Source organism: Saccharothrix ecbatanensis (assembly GCF_014205015.1).
Lineage (GTDB): Bacteria > Actinomycetota > Actinomycetes > Mycobacteriales > Pseudonocardiaceae > Actinosynnema > Actinosynnema ecbatanense.
This window is the reverse complement of sequence record NZ_JACHMO010000001.1, coordinates 2,612,612-2,631,173: the sequence shown is the minus strand read 5'-3', so window position 1 is coordinate 2,631,173 and position 18,562 is coordinate 2,612,612. Positions and strand designations below refer to the sequence as shown.

The following is an 18,562-nucleotide window of genomic DNA, read 5'->3' as shown; positions in this document are numbered from 1 at the left end:
AGCCACTGGAGCCGCTCGCGAGCCGCCAGAGCCGCTGGACAGGAATCCCCGGTGCCCGAAGGCGGGCACCGGGGATCGAGGACTAGTCGGGTTTGCGGCGGGGCGTGCGCCAGGCGCCGCCCCAACCGGCCGGGTTCTCCAGGATCGCGAAGACGCTCCCGGAGGGATCGGCGACGGCCGCCACCACACCGGTGGGGACCTCCTTCGGGCCGATCAGGACCCTGCCGCCGAACTCCGTCGCCTCCGCCGCGGTCCTGGCCGCGTCGGGGACGGCGAAGTAGCACGTCCAGCCGCCCGGCGCGGTGAGACGCCCGGCGACGGCACGGCGGTCGTCGGCCACGTGCGCGTCGTAGAGGGTGAACTCGGCGCCGGGGTCGCGGACCCGCCAGCCCAGCTCGCCGGCCCAGTGCTCGTCGACACCGGGGTCGGCCATCAGCTCGACCCAGCAGGGTTCGCCGGGCCGCGGCTCGGGCGCCCACGGCCCGTGCAGCACCCGCCCCTGGTCCACGGCGGCACTGTGGCCGGACTCGTCGCGCAGGTCACGCGGCTCGCGGCCGGCGAACACGACGAGCCAGCCGGGGTCGCCGGCACGGACGCGCAGCGCGAGGCGGTCGCCCACCCAGCCGGTGAACGAGCCGTCCGGCTCGGCGATCAGGACCCACCCCAGCAGGTGGGCGTAGAACTGGGCGGTCTTCTCGGGATCGGTGGTGCTCAGCTCGACGCGGCGGACACCGCGCGCGGGGCTGTCGGGGGTACCGGGCACGGCGGAGGGTTTCCCATCGGGGGGCGGAGCGGCGGAGATCAGGAACGCGCCCCATCCTCCGCACCCCCCATACGGGACGGCAATGCTCCGTTCGGCTGCTATCCCTGACCCGATCGGACCTGACCCGGGCGGACCTGACCGGAGGAGGTCGGGCCGGAAGGGGCCTGCCCGGTATGGCTCTGCTCGGTCCGGGCCTGCGCCGACAGCACGTGGGTGAGCGGGATCGGCTTGCCCAGGTGGAAACCCTGGCCCACCCGGACGCCCAGCCGCAGCAGCGCGTCGACCTGGGCGGGGCGTTCGACCCACTCGGCGACCGCGTCCAGACCCAGGCCGCGGGCGATCTCCACGATGCCCGCGACGAGGACCGCGTCGGTGGACCGCTCGTCGATGCCGCGCACGAACTCGCCGTCGATCTTGATGCCGGTGATCGGCAGGTGCTTGAGGTGGACGAACGACCCGAACCCGGAGCCGAAGTCGTCCAGGATGATGCGGCACCCGAACGCCCGCAGCTGCAACGCCAGGGCGCGCGCCGCGTCGAGGTTCGTCACCGCCGCCGTCTCCGTGATCTCCAACCCCAGCCGGCCCGGCGCGACGCCGGCGGTGGCGAGGCGGTCGAGGACGAACCCGCCGAAGTCCTCGTCCTCCAGGGTCCGCCCGGAGATGTTGACGTTGAACCGCAGCCCCGGATCGGGGTGGCGCACCAGGGCGTCGATCGCGGTCGACAGCACCCAGCGGTCGATGTCGAGCACCAGGTCGGACCGCTCGGCCTCGGGCAGGAACTCCGCCGGCCCCAGGTACGGGTCCTTGCCGTCCTCCAACCGCAGCAGCAGCTCGTGACCCAGCGTGCGGCCGGTGGCCAGGTGCAGCATCGGCATCGCGTGCAGCGCCAGACCACCGCCGTCCAGGGCGGCGCGCAGCCGGTCCAGCACCGACACCCGCTTGGCGGTGTCGGCGTAGTGGCCCGGCTCGTACACGGTCACCCGGTTGCGGCCCGCCGCCTTCGACGCGTAGAGCGCGAGGTCGGCGTTCGCGAGGACCAGCTCCCACGTGTCGCCCGGCCCGTACTCGGCGACACCCGTCGACACCGTGATGCCCCGGGCGGGTCCGACGAGCGGCAACGACGCTACGGCGTCCCGAAGGCCCTCGGCGATGCGCGCCGCGTCGGCGGACGCCGTGCCGGGCAGCACCACCGCGAACTCGTCGCCGCCCAGCCGGCCGATCAGCTGCGCCGGTTCCAGCCGCGACCGCAGCGCCGTCGCCAGCGCCTTCATCAGCCGGTCGCCGACGGCGTGGCCGCGCAGGTCGTTGACGTCCTTGAAGTTGTCCAGGTCCAGCAGCAGCAACGCGCCCGGACCGCCGCCGGCGAGCTGCCGCTCCAGCTCCCGCGTCACCGCGCGCCGGTTCGCGAGCCCCGTCAACGGATCCTGTTCCGCGAGCGCCAGCAGCTCGTCGTGCACCCGGCGGGCCCGCGTGATGTCGTGCGCGGTGCCCAGCACCCGCAGCGGGGTGCCGTCCGCGTCGGCGACGATCTCGCCGAAACACTCGAACCACCGCTCCGTGCACCGGTCCGCGAGCATCATGCGGTGGGTGTAGGAGAAGCCCACGCCCGACCGCATCGCCTCCTCCAGCGTCGCCTGGATCATCGGCATGTCGTCGGCGTGCACCAACGCGGCGTAGCCCTCGAAGTCCAGGTCCGTGCCCGCCGGGAACCCGAACATCTCCAACAGGGTGTCCGACCACACCACCCGGTCCTCGGCGACGTGCCACTCCCACGTGCCCATCCGGCCCAGGACCTGCGCGCGCCGCAACGCGTCCGCCTCGTGCGTCGCCTCCAGCTCGCGGTCACGCCACGCCGTGACGTCCGCGACCCGGTACAGCAACTGCCCGTCCGACCCCAACGTCTGGCACGTCACGTCCAGCCAGCGGTGGCCCCGCCGGTAGGAGCTGGGCGCGAGCAGCGCCAGACCCGACCGCGGCCGGTCCGGGGCGCCGGGCAGCAACGCGGGCAGCGACCGGCCCACCACGTGACCCGCCGGGACACCCAGGATCTCCGCCAGCGCCGGATTCACCCACGCCAGCACGCCGTCCGCGTCCGTCACACCGAAACCGACGTCGGCCCGGTCGAGCACCTCACGGTGCAACGCGCCGTTGCCGTCCACGCGCCCTCCTCGCCACCCGCGCGCCATGATGGTCGAGACCACGCGGAACGGGCAAGCCGACACGATTCAGCCCGCACACCCCCGAACCCGCCCCGCGCACCCCCGCAGAGGCCCGAGCGGGACGTCGGGGGAGGTCAGCGCAGCCGTTCCAGCCCGCGCGCGGTGTCCACGAGTTCTCCCGCGAGGCGCCGCAGCTCGGCGCGCGCCGCACCGTCCTCCGCCGCGGTCGCCACGTCCTCCGCGGCGCACCGCAACTGGAACAAGCGGTCCTGGAGGTCCGCCAGCTCGCCGGCCGACAGCACCACCGCGTCCTCCGGCAACCCGCCCCGCTGCACCGCGGCACGGCGCTCGTAGGCGCGCTGCCGGCACGGTTGCGCGCAATACCGGCGGGGCCGGCCGATCCGCCCGCTGTCCGGCAGACGACGCCCGCACCACGAGCAGTGCCTGGCTTCCTCACGGCGCGCCGCCACGGCCTCGGTCACCGACTCCATGGCGCGCGACGGTATCCGGCTACCCGCCGGTCACCACCACGCCACGCCGCCAGGGCAGACTCCGGGTGTGACCGCGAACCACCCGTACCTGTCCGGACCGCACCCCAGGGCGTTCGCCCACCGGGGCTGGCACCTCGCCGAACTGGCGGGGATGGAGAACTCGCTGGCCGCGTTCCGCCGCGCCGCCCAGGAGGGCTTCCGGTACCTGGAGACCGACGTCCACGCCACCTCCGACGGTGTCGTCGTCGTCCACCACGACGACGTCCTCGACCGCACCACCGACGCCGAAGGCCCCGTCGCGTCGCAGCCGTGGTCCGCGGTGCGGCGCGCGAACGTCGGGGGACGGGAGCCGATCACGCGGCTCGACCAGCTGTTGGAGGAACTGCCCGACGCGCTGGTCAACATCGACGTCAAGGCCGACTCCGCCGTCGTGCCCGTCCTGGAAGTGCTGCGCCGCACCGACGCCGTGCACCGGGTGTGCCTCGCGTCGTTCTCCGAGAAACGCCTCGCCCGGCTGCGCCGCCTCGGCGGCCCCGACCTCCTCACCTCCATGGGGCCGCGCTCGGCGGGCGCGCTGTGGGCTGCGGGCCGGATGCCGCTGGTCGGGCTGCCCGTGCGCGGCATGATCGCGCAGGTCCCCGTCAACCAGGGCCGACTGCTGGTGGTCGACGACCGGTTCGTGCGCGCCGCCCACCGCCGCGGCCTCGAAGTGCACGTCTGGACCATCGACGACGAGACCGCCATGCGCCGGCTGCTCGACCTCGGCGTCGACGGCCTCGTCACCGACCGCCCCGACCGGCTGCGCGACGTGCTGATCGACCGCGGGGCCTGGACCGGCAGCTGACACCCCCCGGGGGGCGCGGATGGCGTGCGGGCGGCCGGTTGGCAACAGGTTGGCGGTGATCACCACGAACCGGTGGCGGGCGATATACAGTCCCCGCCCATGAGCGTGGCCGACAGCACCGCACCCGCCGTGGACCGCAAGCGGGAACAGCGCGGGTGGACCTGGTACGACTGGGCGAACTCGGTGTTCCCCACCTCGGTGATCACCGTGTTCCTCTCCGGCTACCTCACCGCCGTGGCCAAGGAAGCGGCCATCGCCGACACCGCCCGCAACGGCCCCAACGCCTGCGCCGACGGATCCCTGAAGCAGTGCGACATCTCCCTGTTCGGCGCCTACTTCCCGGCCGGGTCGCTGTGGGGCTACCTGCTGTCCATCGCCACCCTCGTCCAGGTCCTCGTGCTGCCCCTCATGGGCGCCATCGCCGACCGCACCCAGAACAAGCGGCGCATGCTCGGCGCCCTCGCGTTCTCCGGCTCCGTCGCCACCATCGCCCTCGCCACCGTCTCCGGCGACAACTGGCACCTCGGCGTCGTCCTGTTCATCCTCGGCAACATCTGCTACGGCGCGTCCGTCGTCGTCTACTACGCGTTCCTGCCCGAGATCGCCGGACCCGACGAACGCGACGCCGTGTCCGCCCGCGGCTGGGCGTTCGGCTACCTCGGCGGCGGCCTCGCACTGGGCATGCAGCTCGCCCTGTTCATCGGCCACGACGCCATCGGCCTCAGCGAAGGCGGCGCCGTCCGCGTCGGCTTCATCCTCTCGGGCCTGTGGTGGGCCGGGTTCACCCTCATCCCGCTGGCCCGCCTCAAACGGCACCAGGCGCCGCACGGCACCGAATCCGGCGCGTCCGTCATCACCGCCGGGTTCGCCGAACTGCGCCAGACCGTCAAACAGGCCCGCATGTTCCCGCTCACCCTCGCGTTCCTGGGCACCTACCTCATCTACACCGACGGCATCGCCACCGTCGCCAACGTCTCCGCCCAGTACGGCCGCGACGAGCTCATGCTCGACGAGACGGTGCTGATCACCACGATCCTCATCGTCCAGTTCGTCGCGTTCTTCGGCGGCATGCTCCACGGACGGCTCGCCAAGTCGTGGGGCGCGAAACGCACCATCATGGTCAGCCTGTGCGTGTGGATCGTCGTCATCGGCGCGGCGTTCTTCGTGCAGGCCGGGCAGCAGACCCAGTTCTACGCCCTCGCCGCCGGCATCGGCCTCGTCCTGGGCGGCACCAACGCCCTGTCCCGGTCGCTGTTCAGCCAGATGATCCCGCCCGGCCGCGAAGCCCAGTACTTCTCCCTCTACGAGGTGGGCGAGCGCTCCACCTCGTGGCTGGGCCCCATGGTGTTCGCCGGCGTCGGCCAGGCCACCGGGTCGTTCCGGCTCGCGATCATCTCGCTGGTCGTGTTCTTCGTCGTCGGCTTCGTCCTGATGATCTTCGTGCCGGTGCGGCGCGCGATCGTCGCCTCCGGCAACCCGGTGCCCGCCAAGGTGTGAGCCGAGGACACCGGGGGAGGGGACTGGGGCGTCAGTCGGCGAGTTCGGGCGGGAAACCGCCCGTCGCCACCGGACCCCACCGGTCGATCGTCACCCGGATCAGGACCTTCCCCTGGCGGCGCATCGCCTCCCGGTACTCGTCCCAGTCCGGGTGCTCACCGGCGATCGACCGGTAGTACTCCACCAACGGCTCCAGCGCCGCCGGCAGGTCCAGCACCTCCGCACGCCCGTCCACCTGCACGTACGGGCCGTCCCAGTCGTCGGACAACACGCACACCGTCACCCGCTCGTCCCGGCGCGCGTTACGCGACTTCGCCCGCCCCGGATACGTCGACACCACGATCCGGCCCTCGCCGTCCACCCCGCACGACACCGGCGACACCTGGGGCCGCCCGTCCGCCCGCGCGGTCACCAACAGCGCCCGGTGACGCGGCCGGAGGAAAGCGAGCAACTCGTCGCGGGGCACGGCGTCGGCGGTGGCGATTCTCGGCATGCCACCAGCCTAGGAGAACCCGCCCCACCGGCAACCCGCCCACCGGTCTCCCGCACCGCACGGCTGGGCGAAGATGACCACCATGCCCCGATTCACCGCTCACGACGGAACCAAGCTCGCCTACCGCGAAACCGGCGACGGCCCGCCTCTGCTGTGCGTGCCCGGCGGCCCCGGCCGCGCCGCCTCCTACCTCGGCGACCTCGGCGGACTCGACCGCCACCGCACCCTGCTGCTCCTCGACAACCGCGGCACCGGCGACTCCGACGTCCCCGCCGACCCGGCCACCTACCGGCGTGACCGGCTCGCCGCCGACGTCGACGCCCTGCGCGCCCACCTCGGCCTCGACCGCGTCGACCTGCTCGGCCACTCCGCCGGCGCGGGCATCGCCATGGCCTACGCCGAACAGCACCCCGACCGGCTCGCGTCGCTCGTGCTGCTCACCCCGGCCCTGCGCGCCGTCGGCGCGTCGCCCACCGAAGCAGACTGGGGCGCCCACCTGGGCCGTCACGCCCACCAGCCCTGGTACGCCGAAGCCGCCGCCGCGCTCACCGCCTGGAGCCGGGGCGACGACACCCCCGCGAACCGGCTCGCCTCCTCACCCCTGTTCTACGGCCGCTGGGACGACCAGGCCCGCGCGCACGCCGCCGCCGAAACCGCCGAAGCCGCCCCGGCCGCCGCCGCCGGCTACGACGCCGAGGGCGCGTTCAGCCCCGGCCACACCCGACGTGCCCTCGCCAGCCTCGACGTCCCCGTGCTCGTCCACGCCGGCGGCGCCGACCCGGTGTCCCCACCCCACCTCGTGCGGCAGCTCGCGGACCTGATCCCCAGCGCCCGCTACGTCGAACAACCCGACGCCGGCCACTTCCCGTGGCTCGACGACCCCGACTTCCTCGTCGACCACCTCCACGACTTCCCCAACCCCGGGCCGCGAGCGGCCGACTAGGGGCCACGGCTACGGCGCGGTGTCGGCCGGCGCGGTGTCGAGGAGCGCGACCAGTTCGTCCCGCCCCAACGCCGCACCGCGCGCCGACACCGCGTCGAACCCGTCACCCACCGCCTCCCGCGCCGCGCGCTCCACCTCCAGCACGTCCGGGTCCACCACCGCCACCTCACCCCGCAACCCCCGGGCCGCACCCGCCAACAACGCCGCCCGCGCACCGTCACCCACCACCACGGCCAACGCCGCGTGCGCGTCCACCACCCGCGCCAGCACCACCTGATTGCCCCAGCCCAACGCCGTCCCCGCCGCGAGCCGCCACCGCCGCACCGCGGCACCCTGGTCACCGCACTCCAACTCGACCCGCCCCGCCGTCACGTGGACCAGCGACCGCGTCTCGTCCGACCCGAACCAGCCCTCCGGACACACCCGCAACGCCTCCGCGCACCACCGCCGCGCCGCCCCCGGATCACCCCGCCGCCGCGCGACCTCCGCCATCCCCAACCACGCCTGCGCCACCGTCTCCACCACACCCTGCGACCGGGCCAGGTCCGCCGCCCGCTCCACATCCGCCGCCGCGCCGTCCAGGTCGCCCGCGTGCAGCGCCCACTCCGACCGCCGGCACAGCAGACTCGCCGTGTGCTCGGTCGCCCCGAACTGACGCGACAACGCCAACGCCTCGTCCAGGAACCCTACCGCCCCCGCCAGATCCCCGCGCGCCCGCGCCAACTCCGCCAACTGCGACAGCGCCATCGACATACCCCACCGCTCGCCGACCGCGCGGAATCCCGCCAGCGCCGCCGTGTGCTCCTCCCACGCCACACCCACCCGCCCCAGGTACTGGTGCTGCATCCCCGAGCCCAGCCGCCCCAACGCCCGACTCCACGGATCCGTCGCCAACAGGCTCGCCCGCATCCGCAGGACCTCCGCCTCCCGCAGATCCATCCGCGGCACCCCGTGCGCCAGACCCCACAGCACCGACAGGAACGGACGCGTCGGCGGACCCGCGAACCCCTCCGGCGTCGGCTCCCTCGGCGACGGCGCACCCGGCAACCCCACACCCGTCGACGACGCGTTCACCACACACAGCAAATGCTCCTCGGCCACCCCGGCGGGCGGCACCGGCCCCACCGCCCGCACCACCTCCGCCGCCAGCGCCGCACCCTCCGACCGCAACCCCCGCAGCCACAACGGCCACCCCAGATCCGCCGCCAACCGCAACGCCAACCCGTGGTCGCGCCCCGCCGCCCACCGCACCGCCGCCAGGAAATTCCCGTGCTCCGCCGCCAACCGCCCCAACCACGCCAACTGCCCCGACCCGTACAGGTGCGGCGACGCCTCCGCCACCAACGCCGCGAAATGCTCCGCGTGCGCCCGCCGCAGCACCTCCTCCTCGCCCGACTCCGCCAACCGGCCCGCGCAGAACGCCCGGATCGTGTCCGACATCCGATACCGGTCCCCGGACACCTCCACCAACGACTTGTCCGCCAACGACGGCAACAACTCGTCCGTCCCCGCCACCCCGCACACCGCCACCGCGGCCGACAACGTCGCACCACCCCGGAACACCGTCAGCCGCCGCGCCAACGCCCGCTCCCCGTCGTCCAGCAGCCCCCAACTCCACTCCACCACCGCGTGCAACGTCCGATGCCGCGGCGCCCCGCCCCGACTGCCCCGCGACAACAACCGGAACCGGTCACCCAACCGCGCCGCCACCTCCGACACCGGCAACGACCGCACCCGCGCCGCCGCCAACTCGATCGCCAACGGCAACCCCTCCAACGCACGGCAGATGTCCACCACCACACCCGCCGTCACCGGATCCAGCCGGAACGACGGACTCACCGCCACCGCCCGCTCCGCGAACAACCGCACCGCCGCCGACCCCACACCGTCCGACCCCAACGGCGGCACCGGACGCACCGCCTCCCCGGTCACCCCCAACGCCTCCCGCGACGTCGCCAACACCCGCAACCCCGCACACGCCGCCAACAACCGGCCCGCCAACGCCGCCGCGTCCTCCACCACGTGCTCGCAGTTGTCCAACACCACCAACACCGGCCGGTCCCGCAACGCCTCCACCAACCGCTCCACCGGGTCCGGCGCCGGACGCAACCCGTCCTCACGCAACCCCAACGCCGACACCACCGCCCGCGGCACATCCCCGCCCACCGCCAACGGCGCCAGATCCACGAACAGCGCCTCACCCGGATCCCGGCCCGCGACCTCCACCGCCAACCGCGTCTTCCCCACCCCGCCCGGACCCGTCAACGTCACCAGCCGCGACGCCCCCAACGCCGCCGTCACCAGCCGCACCTCACCGTCACGACCCACCAGACCCGTCAACTGCGCCGGCAGCACATGCCGAGCCCGCGGCACGTCACCCCGCACCACCTCGCCGTGCGCCGCCGCCAACACGGGAGACGGATCCGCACCCAACCCGTCCGCCAACACGCCCCGCACCCGACCGAACAGCTCCAGCGCCTCCGCCTGCCGCCCCTCCCGGTGCAACACCCGCATCAACCGCGCCACCAGCCGCTCCCGCGTCGGATGCGCCGCCACCAACTCCCGCAACAATCCCACCGGCGCCACGTCGTGGTCCTCCACCACGCGCAGCCGCAGCTCCTCCCACCGCGCCGCCGCCACCGCCGCGAACGGCGCGTCACCCACATCCCGCAACGCCGGACCACGCCACAACGCCAACGCCTCACCCGGACGGCCCCGCGCCACCAACTCCTCGAACCGCAGCGCGTCGACCTCACCCGGATCCACCGCCAGCCGATACCCGGCGGGGGAGCGCTCCACCTCCACGCCCACCAACGACCGCAACCGCGACACCTGCGACTGGATCGCGTTACCCACCCCCACCGGCGGCTCCGACCCGTACAGGGCCTCGCTCACCCGGTCGACCCCCACCACCCGGCCCGCGTCCACCACCAACACGGCCAACAACGCACGCAACCGCGGCCCACCGACCCGGACCTCCGACCCGTCCGCACGCCGCGCCACCATCGGACCCAACACCCCGAACCGCACCCGCGGATCCTCCCGCACCCGCCACCCCCCGCCCGACCACACCGGCCCGGGGCGAAACGCCGGGGCGCGGCATGACCGGGACTCGTCGACGGGTGCACGCGCAGGTCGCAGCACCAGGTCCCCGGCGGGGACCGCAGCCGCCGGGAAGACGAAAAACGGGTTCCGGTGGCCCTTGCGGAACCACCGGAACCCGTGCAGGAGGAGCTGGAGGAAGACCTACCGCAGTGCGAGGGCGCGGCGGCGGAAGACCACCAGTGCCACGCCGAGCACGACCGTCGCCATCCCGGCCAGCACGGCGATCTCGGTCAGCACCGCGCCCACGCCCGTGCCGGGGGTGGACAGCGCCAGCAGCGCGTCCATCGCCCACGAGTGCGGGAACAGGTAGCCGATGGTGGTCAGGGTCTCCCCGGCGACCTCCCGCGGCCACAGGCAGCCGCCGAGCATGCCCAGCACGATCCCGATCGGCGGGCCGATGGCGGGCGCCTGCGACGGCGAGCGCACCAACGCGCCCACCAGCATCGCCGCGCCGGTGGCGACCAGGCAGAACACCGTCACCACCGCCGCCACCGCCACCGGGTCACCCCAGCGGACGTCGAACAGCAACCGGCTCACCACGATGATCAGCAGCGACTGCGACAACGCCACCAGGAACCGGCTCAGCGCCTCGCCCGCCAGCACCCGGCCCGGCCCGACCGGGGTGGCCAGCGCCCGGCGCACCATGCCGATCCGGCGGCTCTCCACCAGCGCCGCCGCCACCGCCAGCGAGTTGATGAACGTGAACAGCAGCAGGTTCGCCGGCGCCGTGTAGGCGAACCCGGTCGGCGTGTCGGCCCCCTGCCCGGAACGGCGGATCGCGACGTCACCGGACTCCGCCTGCGCGGCCGACACGTACTTCTCCGCCAACTCGGGGGTGGCGCCCGCGCCCAGCGCGGCACGCGTCGCCTCCCGCACCGCGGACACCTTGCCGACCGCCACGTCGATCTCGCTGCGCGCGGCCAGGGCGCTGCCGCTGCCCTGCGGTGTCACCAGGTCCAGCGACGGGTCGTCCGGCCGCACCACGAGGCCGGCGGCCAGCGCGCCCCGGCGCACGCCCTCACGCATCTCGTCCTCGGTGTCGTGCCGATGCACCTCGAGCTTCGGGTTGGCCGCCAACTCCCGCAGCAGCGCCGCGGCGACGGGGTCGGAGTCCTGGGCGACCACGCCGACCGGCATCGCGCCCGTGCCCGACGTGCCGCCCAACGCCATGCCGACGAACAGGATCGTCAGGATCGGCATGACCACGATGAAGAACAACCCGACGCGGTCCTTGACCTGGCGGCGCAGGTTCGCCGCCACCAGCGCGGTGATCGGCCGCGGCCTCATGCCGCTCATGCGAGCAGTCCCTTCCGGATGCGGTACACCGCGAGCGTGCCCGCCACCACACCGATACCGGCGACCACGGCGACGGGACCGGCGACGGACGTCGCGCCCTCACCGGTGCTCGCCAGGTGGGTCAAGCCCGACGCCACCCACCCGTTGGGGGTGAGGAGGGCGGCGTGCTGGAGGAACTCCGGCAGGTTGTACAGCGGCACCAGGCTGCCGCCGAGGAACGCGAACACGAACCCGATGCCCAGCGTGTAGCCGTCGGCCTGCGCGTCGGTCTTCGCGCCGCTGGCCACCAGCATCACCAGGGACGTCGCGGCGAACGTGTGCGCCAGGCACAGCGCGAACACCCCCACCGGATCGCCCCACGACTCGCCGAATATCAGCACCGACGACCACCAGGTGGCGCACATGCTCAGCAGCGCCAACCCGAACCCGACCACGGCCTTCCCGGCCGGGGCGGTCCACACCGGCACCGGTGCGGCGCGGATGCGGCCCAGCGTGCCCAGCTGGCGTTCCGTCAGGAGGCTGCGGGCGGAGGAGCCCGCCACGAAGAACGCGAACAGCACCGCCATGCCCGAGCCGTAGTACACGGCCAGGTCCACGGCGCCGCCGCTCAACGGGTCGCCCGCCAACTCCAGGGTCGGACCGCGGGCCCCGTTCTCCTCCACGTACGCCTTCACCTGCTCCGGCGGCATCCCGGCCGCCAGCACGGACTTCGCCGCCAGGGTGCGGGCGTCGACGAGCGCGGAGATCCGGTCCACGATGCTGCGGGCGATGGTGCCCGCCAGCGGGGTGTCGGGGGACTCGATGACCTGCATCTCGCCGCCGCGGCCCGCGCCGACGCTGTCGGTGAACCCGGCGGGGAACACCAGCGCCGCACCGGCCTCGCCGGTGTCGATCGCGGCCTGTGCGGCGTTCTCGTCGGTGTAGTCGCGGAAGGTCAGGATGTCCTCGAGCTCCGGCACGGCCAGCGCCTCGCGGCGCACGCTGGCGGGGAACTCGCCGCCGTCGTGGTCGACGATGGCGATGGTGGTGCGCAGCGGCGGGTCGTCGCCGCCCAGCGCCACCCCGAACAGGGTGGCCAGGGCGATCGGCGCCACCAGGGTGATCAGCACCGCGGTGCCGTCGCGCAGCCGGCTGCGCAGTTCGTGCAGGCTCACCACGAAAAGGGCTCTCACGTCCGCGTCCGCCCTCTAGTCCCTCAGCGACTTGCCGGTCAGGTGCAGGAACGCGGCCTCCAGGTCGGGTTCCACCACCTCCACGCCCGTCACCGCGGCGATGCCGGGCAGCGCGCCGATCAGCGCCGGCAGCAGGTGCCGTCCGCCGGTGGCGAGCAGCCGCACCGAGTGCGAGCCCGTGACGATGGCCTCGCTCACCCCGTCGATGCCGCGCAGCGTGTCCGCGGCGCGCGTGACGTCGCCGTCGAGGACCAGTTCGATCCGGTCGGCGCTGCCCAGCCCGGCGACGAGCTCCTCCTTGGTGCCCTCCGCGACGAGCTTGCCGTGGTCGATGATCCCGACCCGGGTGCAGACCCGCTCGACCTCCTCCATGTAGTGGGAGGTGTAGAGCAGGCTCATCCCGGCGGCGACCAGCGCCTCCACCCCGTCCAGGATCGCGACGCGGCTCTGCGGGTCCACGCCCACGGTCGGCTCGTCCAGGATCAGCAGCGACGGTTCGTGCAGCAGCGCCACGGCGATGTTGCAGCGGCGCTTCATGCCGCCGGAGTAGGTCTCCACCCGGTCCTTCGCGCGGTCGCGCAGCCCCACCATCTCCAGCACCTCGTCGATGCGCCCCGCCAGGGCGCGCCGGGGGATGCCGTGCAGCCGGCCGAAGAACCGCAGGTTCTCCAGCGCCGTCAGCTCCGGGTAGAGGGCGATCTCCTGCGGCACGTAGCCGATGCGGGACTTGGCGACGGCGGGGTCGTCGGACAGGACCGCGTCACCCACCCGCACCGAACCCTCGTCCGGGCGCAGCAGCCCGACGAGCATGGAGATCGTGGTGGTCTTGCCCGCGCCGTTCGGACCCAGCAGCCCGTACGCCTCGCCGCTGTCGATGTGGAAGCCCACGTCGTCGACCACGGTCTTGTCGCCGTAGCGCTTGCGCAGCCCGGTGCACTGCAAGGCGGGCGGCGCGGTGGAGGTCCGGGGCGGGGAAGCCATCGGCGTCGAGGTCACTGGGTCCCTTCCGCGGCGCGACCCGACAGGGATTCCGGCTCGGACGCGCCCACGACGTTGTTGGCCAGCCGCTGGCGTGTCACGTCGACGCTGATGCGCACGTCGAGCGGGCTGTTCCCGGTGATCGTATTCCACTCCAGGGAATTGTCCACGGCGTCCGATCCGCCCCATTCCGCGGAGGAATCGACGACCAGCGCGGCGGGCATGACGGAGAAACCGCCCGGCTGGTTGCCGTGCAGCCGGTTGCCCACCACCGACACCCGCTCGGTGCCGATCAGCGCGATACCGACACCGGAGATCGGCGGACCGGCCGCGCCCAGCGCCTCCGGGTCGTCGCCGCCCGCCGCGAGCGTGTTGTCGTACACGTCGTTGTCGGACACCAGGCAGTCGCGCACGCCGCCCTCGGGCTCACCGGGGTACACCTGGTGCAGCAGCAGCATCCCGGCGGCGTTGCCGTGGCAGCGGTTGCGCAGCACCCTGGCGCGGCTGGAGTTGTCGACGAACACGCCGAAGGCGTTGCCGACGCACTCGCTGTCCGCGACCACGGCGTCGGCGCGGGCGCAGAACGCCAACGCGATCCCGCCGTAGCGGCTGTTCTCGCCGCGGCAGCGCGACACGTCGATGCCGGAGGACTCCCGCACGTACAGGCCCCACACGACGTTGTCGACGGCCTCCACGTCGTGCAGCCGCAGACCGGTGACGGTGTGGGCGTAGACCCCGGCGCCGGAGAACCCGCGCACGGTCAGGCCCTCGACGGCCACCTCGCCGATGCCGGTGTCGCTGTGCACGACGATGCCGCTGACGACGTCCGGCGGGGCGTCGTGCAGCGGCGCCACGGTGGACGGCGCGACCGGGCCCGGCACCAGGATCGTGCGGCCGGCGCCGGCGCCCTTCAGCGTCACACCGGGGTGGGTGACGACGACGTTGCCGCTGTGGGTGCCCTCCGCGAGGAGCACGGTCGCGCCGGGGCCGGCGCGGTCCACCGCCTCCTGGACCGACTGGCCCGGCTCGACCCGGATCTCGTTGTCGGCGGCGGGTCGGGGAGTCTGGTCCAGGGTCTGGTTCACGGCCATCGTTGCTCCTCATCGGTGGTAGCGGTCAGGATCGCGAGCGCGACGACCCGGTCGCCGGCCCAACCCCAGCGGGCCTCGCCGACCACGTCCGCCGCGGGCCGCCCCGGCGCCAACCGGGTCAGCGCGGCGGCGTGGCTGGCGCCGTGCACGCTGTAGGCCATGGTGTTGCCCAACGGGATGCCGGTGGTCTTCTCCACCTCGGGGGCCGCGCCCGCGAGCAGCGGCCCGGCCCACTCCCGGGCCGCGTGGTCCACGTCGCCGAGGGCCCGGAAGTCGTGCCAGCTGAACCCCGGCGGCCGGCCGCCGACCGCCTTGATGAAGCACTCCTTCACCGCGACGCTCGCCGCGGCGGCCAGCTCCTCGTCGGGGTGCAGCCCGTGCTCCTGCGGCGTGGTGACGTGCCGCAGGTAGGCGGGGCCGCTGTAGGCGATGGCGCGGGTGACGCGGCTGATGTCGACGATGTCCACGCCGAACAGCACCGGCCGTCCACCCGCGACACCGCCGAAGAGCGTGTCGATCACACCGGCGCCCCGGCCACCCGGTCCAGGAATCCCAGCAACCGGTCGGAGTACTCCTCGGGCGCCTCGATCATCGGGATGTGCCCGCAGTCCTCGACCGCGACGAACTCGGTGTCCGCACGGCCCGGGATCACCGTCTCCCACGGGTCGATCGGCGTCATCCGGTCGTGGCGGCCCCACACGTACAGCGACGGGCAGGTGATGCGGTCCAGGGCGGGCTCGACCTGGTAGGTGCGGGTGGCGCGGATGCTGCGGGCCATCGACAGCATCGCCGGGCCCTGGCGCAGCAGGTCCGCGGTCTCGGTGAGCTGCTCGCGGGTGAACAGCGCCGGCCCGTGGAACAGCGCCTTCATCATGATGTCCTCGAACTCCGGGCCCGAGGGCTGCACGCTGGCGCGGCTGTCCACGTTGAGGCCCACGTTCGGGTCCGGGGTCAGGCCCGGCGCGCCGGACACCCCGATGCCCCTGACGCGCTGCGGGAACCGGCCCGCCAGGTCGATCGCGACCAGCCCGCCCAGCGAGTTCGCGCACACCACGATCTCGTCGACACCGGCCTCGTCGCACGCCGCCAGCAGTTCGTCGCCCAGGCGCTCGATGGACCCGGCGATGCGGCTGTCCACCGCGCAGATCGGTTCCACGGTGCGCAGCACCGGCCACCCGGCGGCGGTGAGTCGCCGCACCGGGTCGTCCCAGATCCAGCCGCCGGCGAACAGCGCGGACATGAACACGACCGCGGGCCGCGACTCCTTGCCCGTGATGTGCTCGAAGGTGAAGGCAGTCATGGGGACACTCCAGATCAGAAGAGGGCGCCGGGGATGGGGATCCACCCGCAGTCGCAGGACTTGTCGGGGTGTTCGCGGTCCAGCGTCACGACCGACCCGCAGTCGGGGCAGCGGGTGTAGAGGCTGTCCCGCAGCGGCACCCACACCCCGGTCGACGCCCCGGTGCACAGGCCGCTGCGGAAGAACCTCCGCAGCGCCCGCTGGTGGGGGCGGGCGTGCACGGCGCGCACCGCGTCGACCGACTCGAACGCCGTCAGGGTGTACTTGCGCAGCCCCACGTCCAGGCTGGTCGCGCCGAGGAAACCCTTGGAGGCGCGCAGGCTCTTGACGATCTCCACGCTGAGCAGGTCCACGTCGGCCGCCTCGGCGTCGTCGCGGACGTCGAGCCAGGTCAGCACGAGCGCGCCCACCGGGGTGCCGGCGGACGACGCGCGGGCCGGGGTGCGGGAGCTGACGCCGAACTCGCGCTCGCCGTCGGCGGCGGGCACGAACCGCGGGGTGTAGCCCAGCGCCTCGGCCACCGTGAGCCGGTCGAACACCCGGCGCACGTGCACCGCGCCGTCCCGGGCGGTCAGCACGTCCACACCGGACGCCTCGACCTCGCCGCCCGTGCCGGGCATCCCCAGGTAGGCGTCGCGGTGGACCGCGCGCAACGTCCACGTCACCACGGCCGTGCCGCCGGCGACGACCGGTTCGTCGGCTTCCAGCTTCAGCTCGGCGAACCGGGCCAGGACCGAGGCGACGTGCCCGGCCAGGTCGTCGCCGGTCAGGGGGCCGGGGGTGTCGGGGTCGTCGAACGAGGCGATCGTCGCGGTGATCGCGGCCGGGTCGGCGGCGCTCCAGGCGGCCATGTGCCGTCGTGCGACCCCCGCCAGGTCCAGCCCCGCCAGGTCCAGCCCCGTCGAGCCTTCGGTGTCCTTCCCGCCCGGCTCCGCGCGGGAGCCGCCGCCCTCGGTCGGGCTCGCATCGGTCCGGTCCACGTCGGTCCGGTCCACGTCGGTCCGGTCCACGTCGGTCACGTCGCCCTCCGACTGGTCCGCGTCGGTCAGTTCCACCCGCCCACCGCCTCCACCACGTCGTCCTCGGGCAGCCGCGCCGAGACCAGGGCCACCGCGAACGCCAGGTCCGCGGTGTGGCTGATGGACACGCCGATCCGCCCGCCGCCGAGGGTGTCGGCCGTGTCGGGGTCCTTCGGCAGCCCGTCCAGCAGCCGCACGCACGGCGGGTGGCCGTGCGTGCACGCCGTGGTGCGGGCGCACATCGCCGACGGCTGCGGCAGCACCTCCACCCGGCCCAGGTGCAGTGCCGTCGCGGGCAGGCCCAGCAGCGACAGCACCGCGTACTTCGCCGCCAGCCTTCCCGCCCAGTGCTGGAGGGTCCGGCCCGCGGCGGACCGCAGCCGCTCCTCGCGGGAGTAGACGTCCTCCAGCCGCATCGGCCACACCAGCTGCCGGGGCGCGGTCAGCCCGTCGAGCGCGACCGCGGCGCTGCCCCACCGCCTCATGCCACCGACTCCGCCCGAAGCCTGCGCACCGCGGTGGGGTCGGCCATGGTCAGGCACCGGCCCCCGACACCGCGGTGCAGCCCGGTGAGGACCTTGCTGTCGCCGACCTCCACGCACGTGTCCACGTCGGTCAGGCGCAGCACCGTCTCGGCCCACCGCACCCGCCCGGTGAGCTGGGCGATCAGCGCGTCGGTGATCTCGGCCAGGTCCGTGGTGGGCTCGGCGGTGACGTTCGGGACGACCGGCACCGCCGGTGGCCGCATCGGTGTCGCCCGCACCGCCGCCGCCCAGTCGTCCACGGCGCCCGCCATCAACGGCGAGTGGAACGCGCCGCCGACCTTCAGCGACACGACCTTGCGGGCGTCGACGGCGAGGTCCGCGACCCGCTGCAACGCGGGCAGCGCACCGGAGACGACGATGTTGTCGGGTCCGTTGACCAGGCCGACCACGGCGGGTTCGCCGGGCGCCGACGCCTCCGCCGCCAACTCCGCCACCCGCTGCTCGGTGAGACCCAGCACCGCGGTCATGCCGCCCACGTCGGGCAGTGCCGCCATCAGCCGGGAGCGGACCGCGACCAGCCGCAGCGTGGCCTCCACGTCGAGCACGCCCGCCGCGCACAGGGCGCTGAGCTCGCCGACGCTGTGCCCGGCGACGATGTCCGGGACGTGTCCCCGCGACCGCAGCACCTCCAACGCCGCCAGGTTGCACGCGGTCACCACCGGCTGGGCCACGTCGGTGCTGATCAGCCGCTCCAGCGGGCCGCGCGCGCACAGCTCCGCCAGCCCGCCGTCGAGGTCGGCGTGCACGTCGTCGGCGGCGGCGAACACCCGCGCTCCCGCCGGGTCGCGGCGCAGCCAGCCGCCCATGCCGACGCGGACCGTGCCCTGGCCCGGGAACAGATACCCGATCATGAGTCCTCCGTTGGT

General features: G+C 73.8%; 17 protein-coding genes. 3 read left to right on the top strand and 14 right to left on the bottom strand.

The genetic code is table 11. From position 1 onward, the window contains the following. Window positions 1-82: 82 nt before the first annotated feature. From F4560_RS11365 to F4560_RS11355, 3 genes are all read right to left on the bottom strand, one after another. Complete coding sequence (locus tag F4560_RS11365) at window positions 83-763, bottom strand: VOC family protein (RefSeq protein WP_184919300.1); 681 nt, start codon at window positions 761-763, stop codon at window positions 83-85. A 98-nt stretch (window positions 764-861) separates the two neighbouring features. Next, complete coding sequence (locus F4560_RS11360; RefSeq protein ID WP_312869146.1) at window positions 862-2,922, bottom strand: putative bifunctional diguanylate cyclase/phosphodiesterase; 2,061 nt, start codon at window positions 2,920-2,922, stop codon at window positions 862-864. 134 nt (window positions 2,923-3,056) lie between these two features. Further along, entirely contained in the window at window positions 3,057-3,413 is a 357-nt protein-coding gene (locus tag F4560_RS11355; RefSeq protein ID WP_184919298.1) for a hypothetical protein, read from the bottom strand. A gap of 67 nt (window positions 3,414-3,480) precedes the next feature. Here F4560_RS11355 and F4560_RS11350 point away from each other — a divergent pair, with 67 nt between their 5' ends. After that, entirely contained in the window at window positions 3,481-4,257 is a 777-nt protein-coding gene (locus F4560_RS11350; protein ID WP_312869144.1) for a glycerophosphodiester phosphodiesterase family protein, read from the top strand. Window positions 4,258-4,356: 99 nt separating this feature from the next. Further along, entirely contained in the window at window positions 4,357-5,754 is a 1,398-nt protein-coding gene (locus F4560_RS11345; protein WP_184919294.1) for an MFS transporter, read from the top strand. Window positions 5,755-5,785: 31 nt separating this feature from the next. Here F4560_RS11345 and F4560_RS11340 read toward each other — a convergent pair whose 3' ends face one another. Beyond that, complete coding sequence (locus F4560_RS11340; protein WP_184919292.1) at window positions 5,786-6,247, bottom strand: PPOX class F420-dependent oxidoreductase; 462 nt, start codon at window positions 6,245-6,247, stop codon at window positions 5,786-5,788. An 82-nt stretch (window positions 6,248-6,329) separates the two neighbouring features. Between F4560_RS11340 and F4560_RS11335 the strand changes: the two genes are divergently transcribed. Beyond that, window positions 6,330-7,190 carry an alpha/beta fold hydrolase gene (locus F4560_RS11335; protein WP_184919290.1) on the top strand — a complete coding sequence of 287 codons (861 nt, stop codon included), beginning with the start codon at window positions 6,330-6,332 and terminating at the stop codon, window positions 7,188-7,190. Window positions 7,191-7,199: 9 nt separating this feature from the next. Here F4560_RS11335 and F4560_RS45510 read toward each other — a convergent pair whose 3' ends face one another. The 10 genes from F4560_RS45510 to F4560_RS11285 form a co-directional block, all read right to left on the bottom strand. After that, window positions 7,200-10,238: an ATP-binding protein gene (locus tag F4560_RS45510; protein ID WP_221483452.1), complete on the bottom strand. Its 3,039-nt coding sequence runs from the start codon at window positions 10,236-10,238 to the stop codon at window positions 7,200-7,202. 198 nt (window positions 10,239-10,436) lie between these two features. Beyond that, entirely contained in the window at window positions 10,437-11,591 is a 1,155-nt protein-coding gene (locus F4560_RS11325) for an ABC transporter permease (RefSeq protein ID WP_246477777.1), read from the bottom strand. Further along, window positions 11,588-12,763, bottom strand: coding sequence for an ABC transporter permease (locus F4560_RS11320; RefSeq protein WP_312869142.1), 1,176 nt, complete (start codon window positions 12,761-12,763; stop codon window positions 11,588-11,590). Before F4560_RS11320 ends, F4560_RS11325 begins: the two co-directional genes overlap by 4 nt. Before the next feature lie 15 nt (window positions 12,764-12,778). Continuing rightward, on the bottom strand, window positions 12,779-13,744 hold the full coding sequence (locus F4560_RS11315; protein WP_184919288.1) for an ABC transporter ATP-binding protein: 966 nt from the start codon (window positions 13,742-13,744) through the stop codon (window positions 12,779-12,781). An 11-nt stretch (window positions 13,745-13,755) separates the two neighbouring features. Then, on the bottom strand, window positions 13,756-14,832 hold the full coding sequence (locus tag F4560_RS11310) for a right-handed parallel beta-helix repeat-containing protein (RefSeq protein ID WP_184919286.1): 1,077 nt from the start codon (window positions 14,830-14,832) through the stop codon (window positions 13,756-13,758). Then, window positions 14,823-15,353: a 4'-phosphopantetheinyl transferase superfamily protein gene (locus F4560_RS11305; RefSeq protein WP_312869138.1), complete on the bottom strand. Its 531-nt coding sequence runs from the start codon at window positions 15,351-15,353 to the stop codon at window positions 14,823-14,825. The genes F4560_RS11310 and F4560_RS11305 overlap by 10 nt, the downstream gene beginning before the upstream one ends. After that, a complete protein-coding gene (locus F4560_RS11300) occupies window positions 15,350-16,132 on the bottom strand; it encodes an alpha/beta fold hydrolase (protein ID WP_184919284.1) in 783 nt (260 codons plus the stop codon). The genes F4560_RS11305 and F4560_RS11300 overlap by 4 nt, the downstream gene beginning before the upstream one ends. A 14-nt stretch (window positions 16,133-16,146) precedes the next feature. Continuing rightward, window positions 16,147-17,187, bottom strand: coding sequence for an ester cyclase (locus F4560_RS11295; protein ID WP_312869136.1), 1,041 nt, complete (start codon window positions 17,185-17,187; stop codon window positions 16,147-16,149). Next, window positions 17,178-17,636 carry a holo-ACP synthase gene (locus tag F4560_RS11290; RefSeq protein ID WP_184919282.1) on the bottom strand — a complete coding sequence of 153 codons (459 nt, stop codon included), beginning with the start codon at window positions 17,634-17,636 and terminating at the stop codon, window positions 17,178-17,180. The genes F4560_RS11295 and F4560_RS11290 overlap by 10 nt, the downstream gene beginning before the upstream one ends. Continuing rightward, window positions 17,633-18,547 carry an ACP S-malonyltransferase gene (locus tag F4560_RS11285; RefSeq protein WP_184919280.1) on the bottom strand — a complete coding sequence of 305 codons (915 nt, stop codon included), beginning with the start codon at window positions 18,545-18,547 and terminating at the stop codon, window positions 17,633-17,635. The genes F4560_RS11290 and F4560_RS11285 overlap by 4 nt, the downstream gene beginning before the upstream one ends. Between the last annotated feature and the right edge of the window lie 15 nt (window positions 18,548-18,562).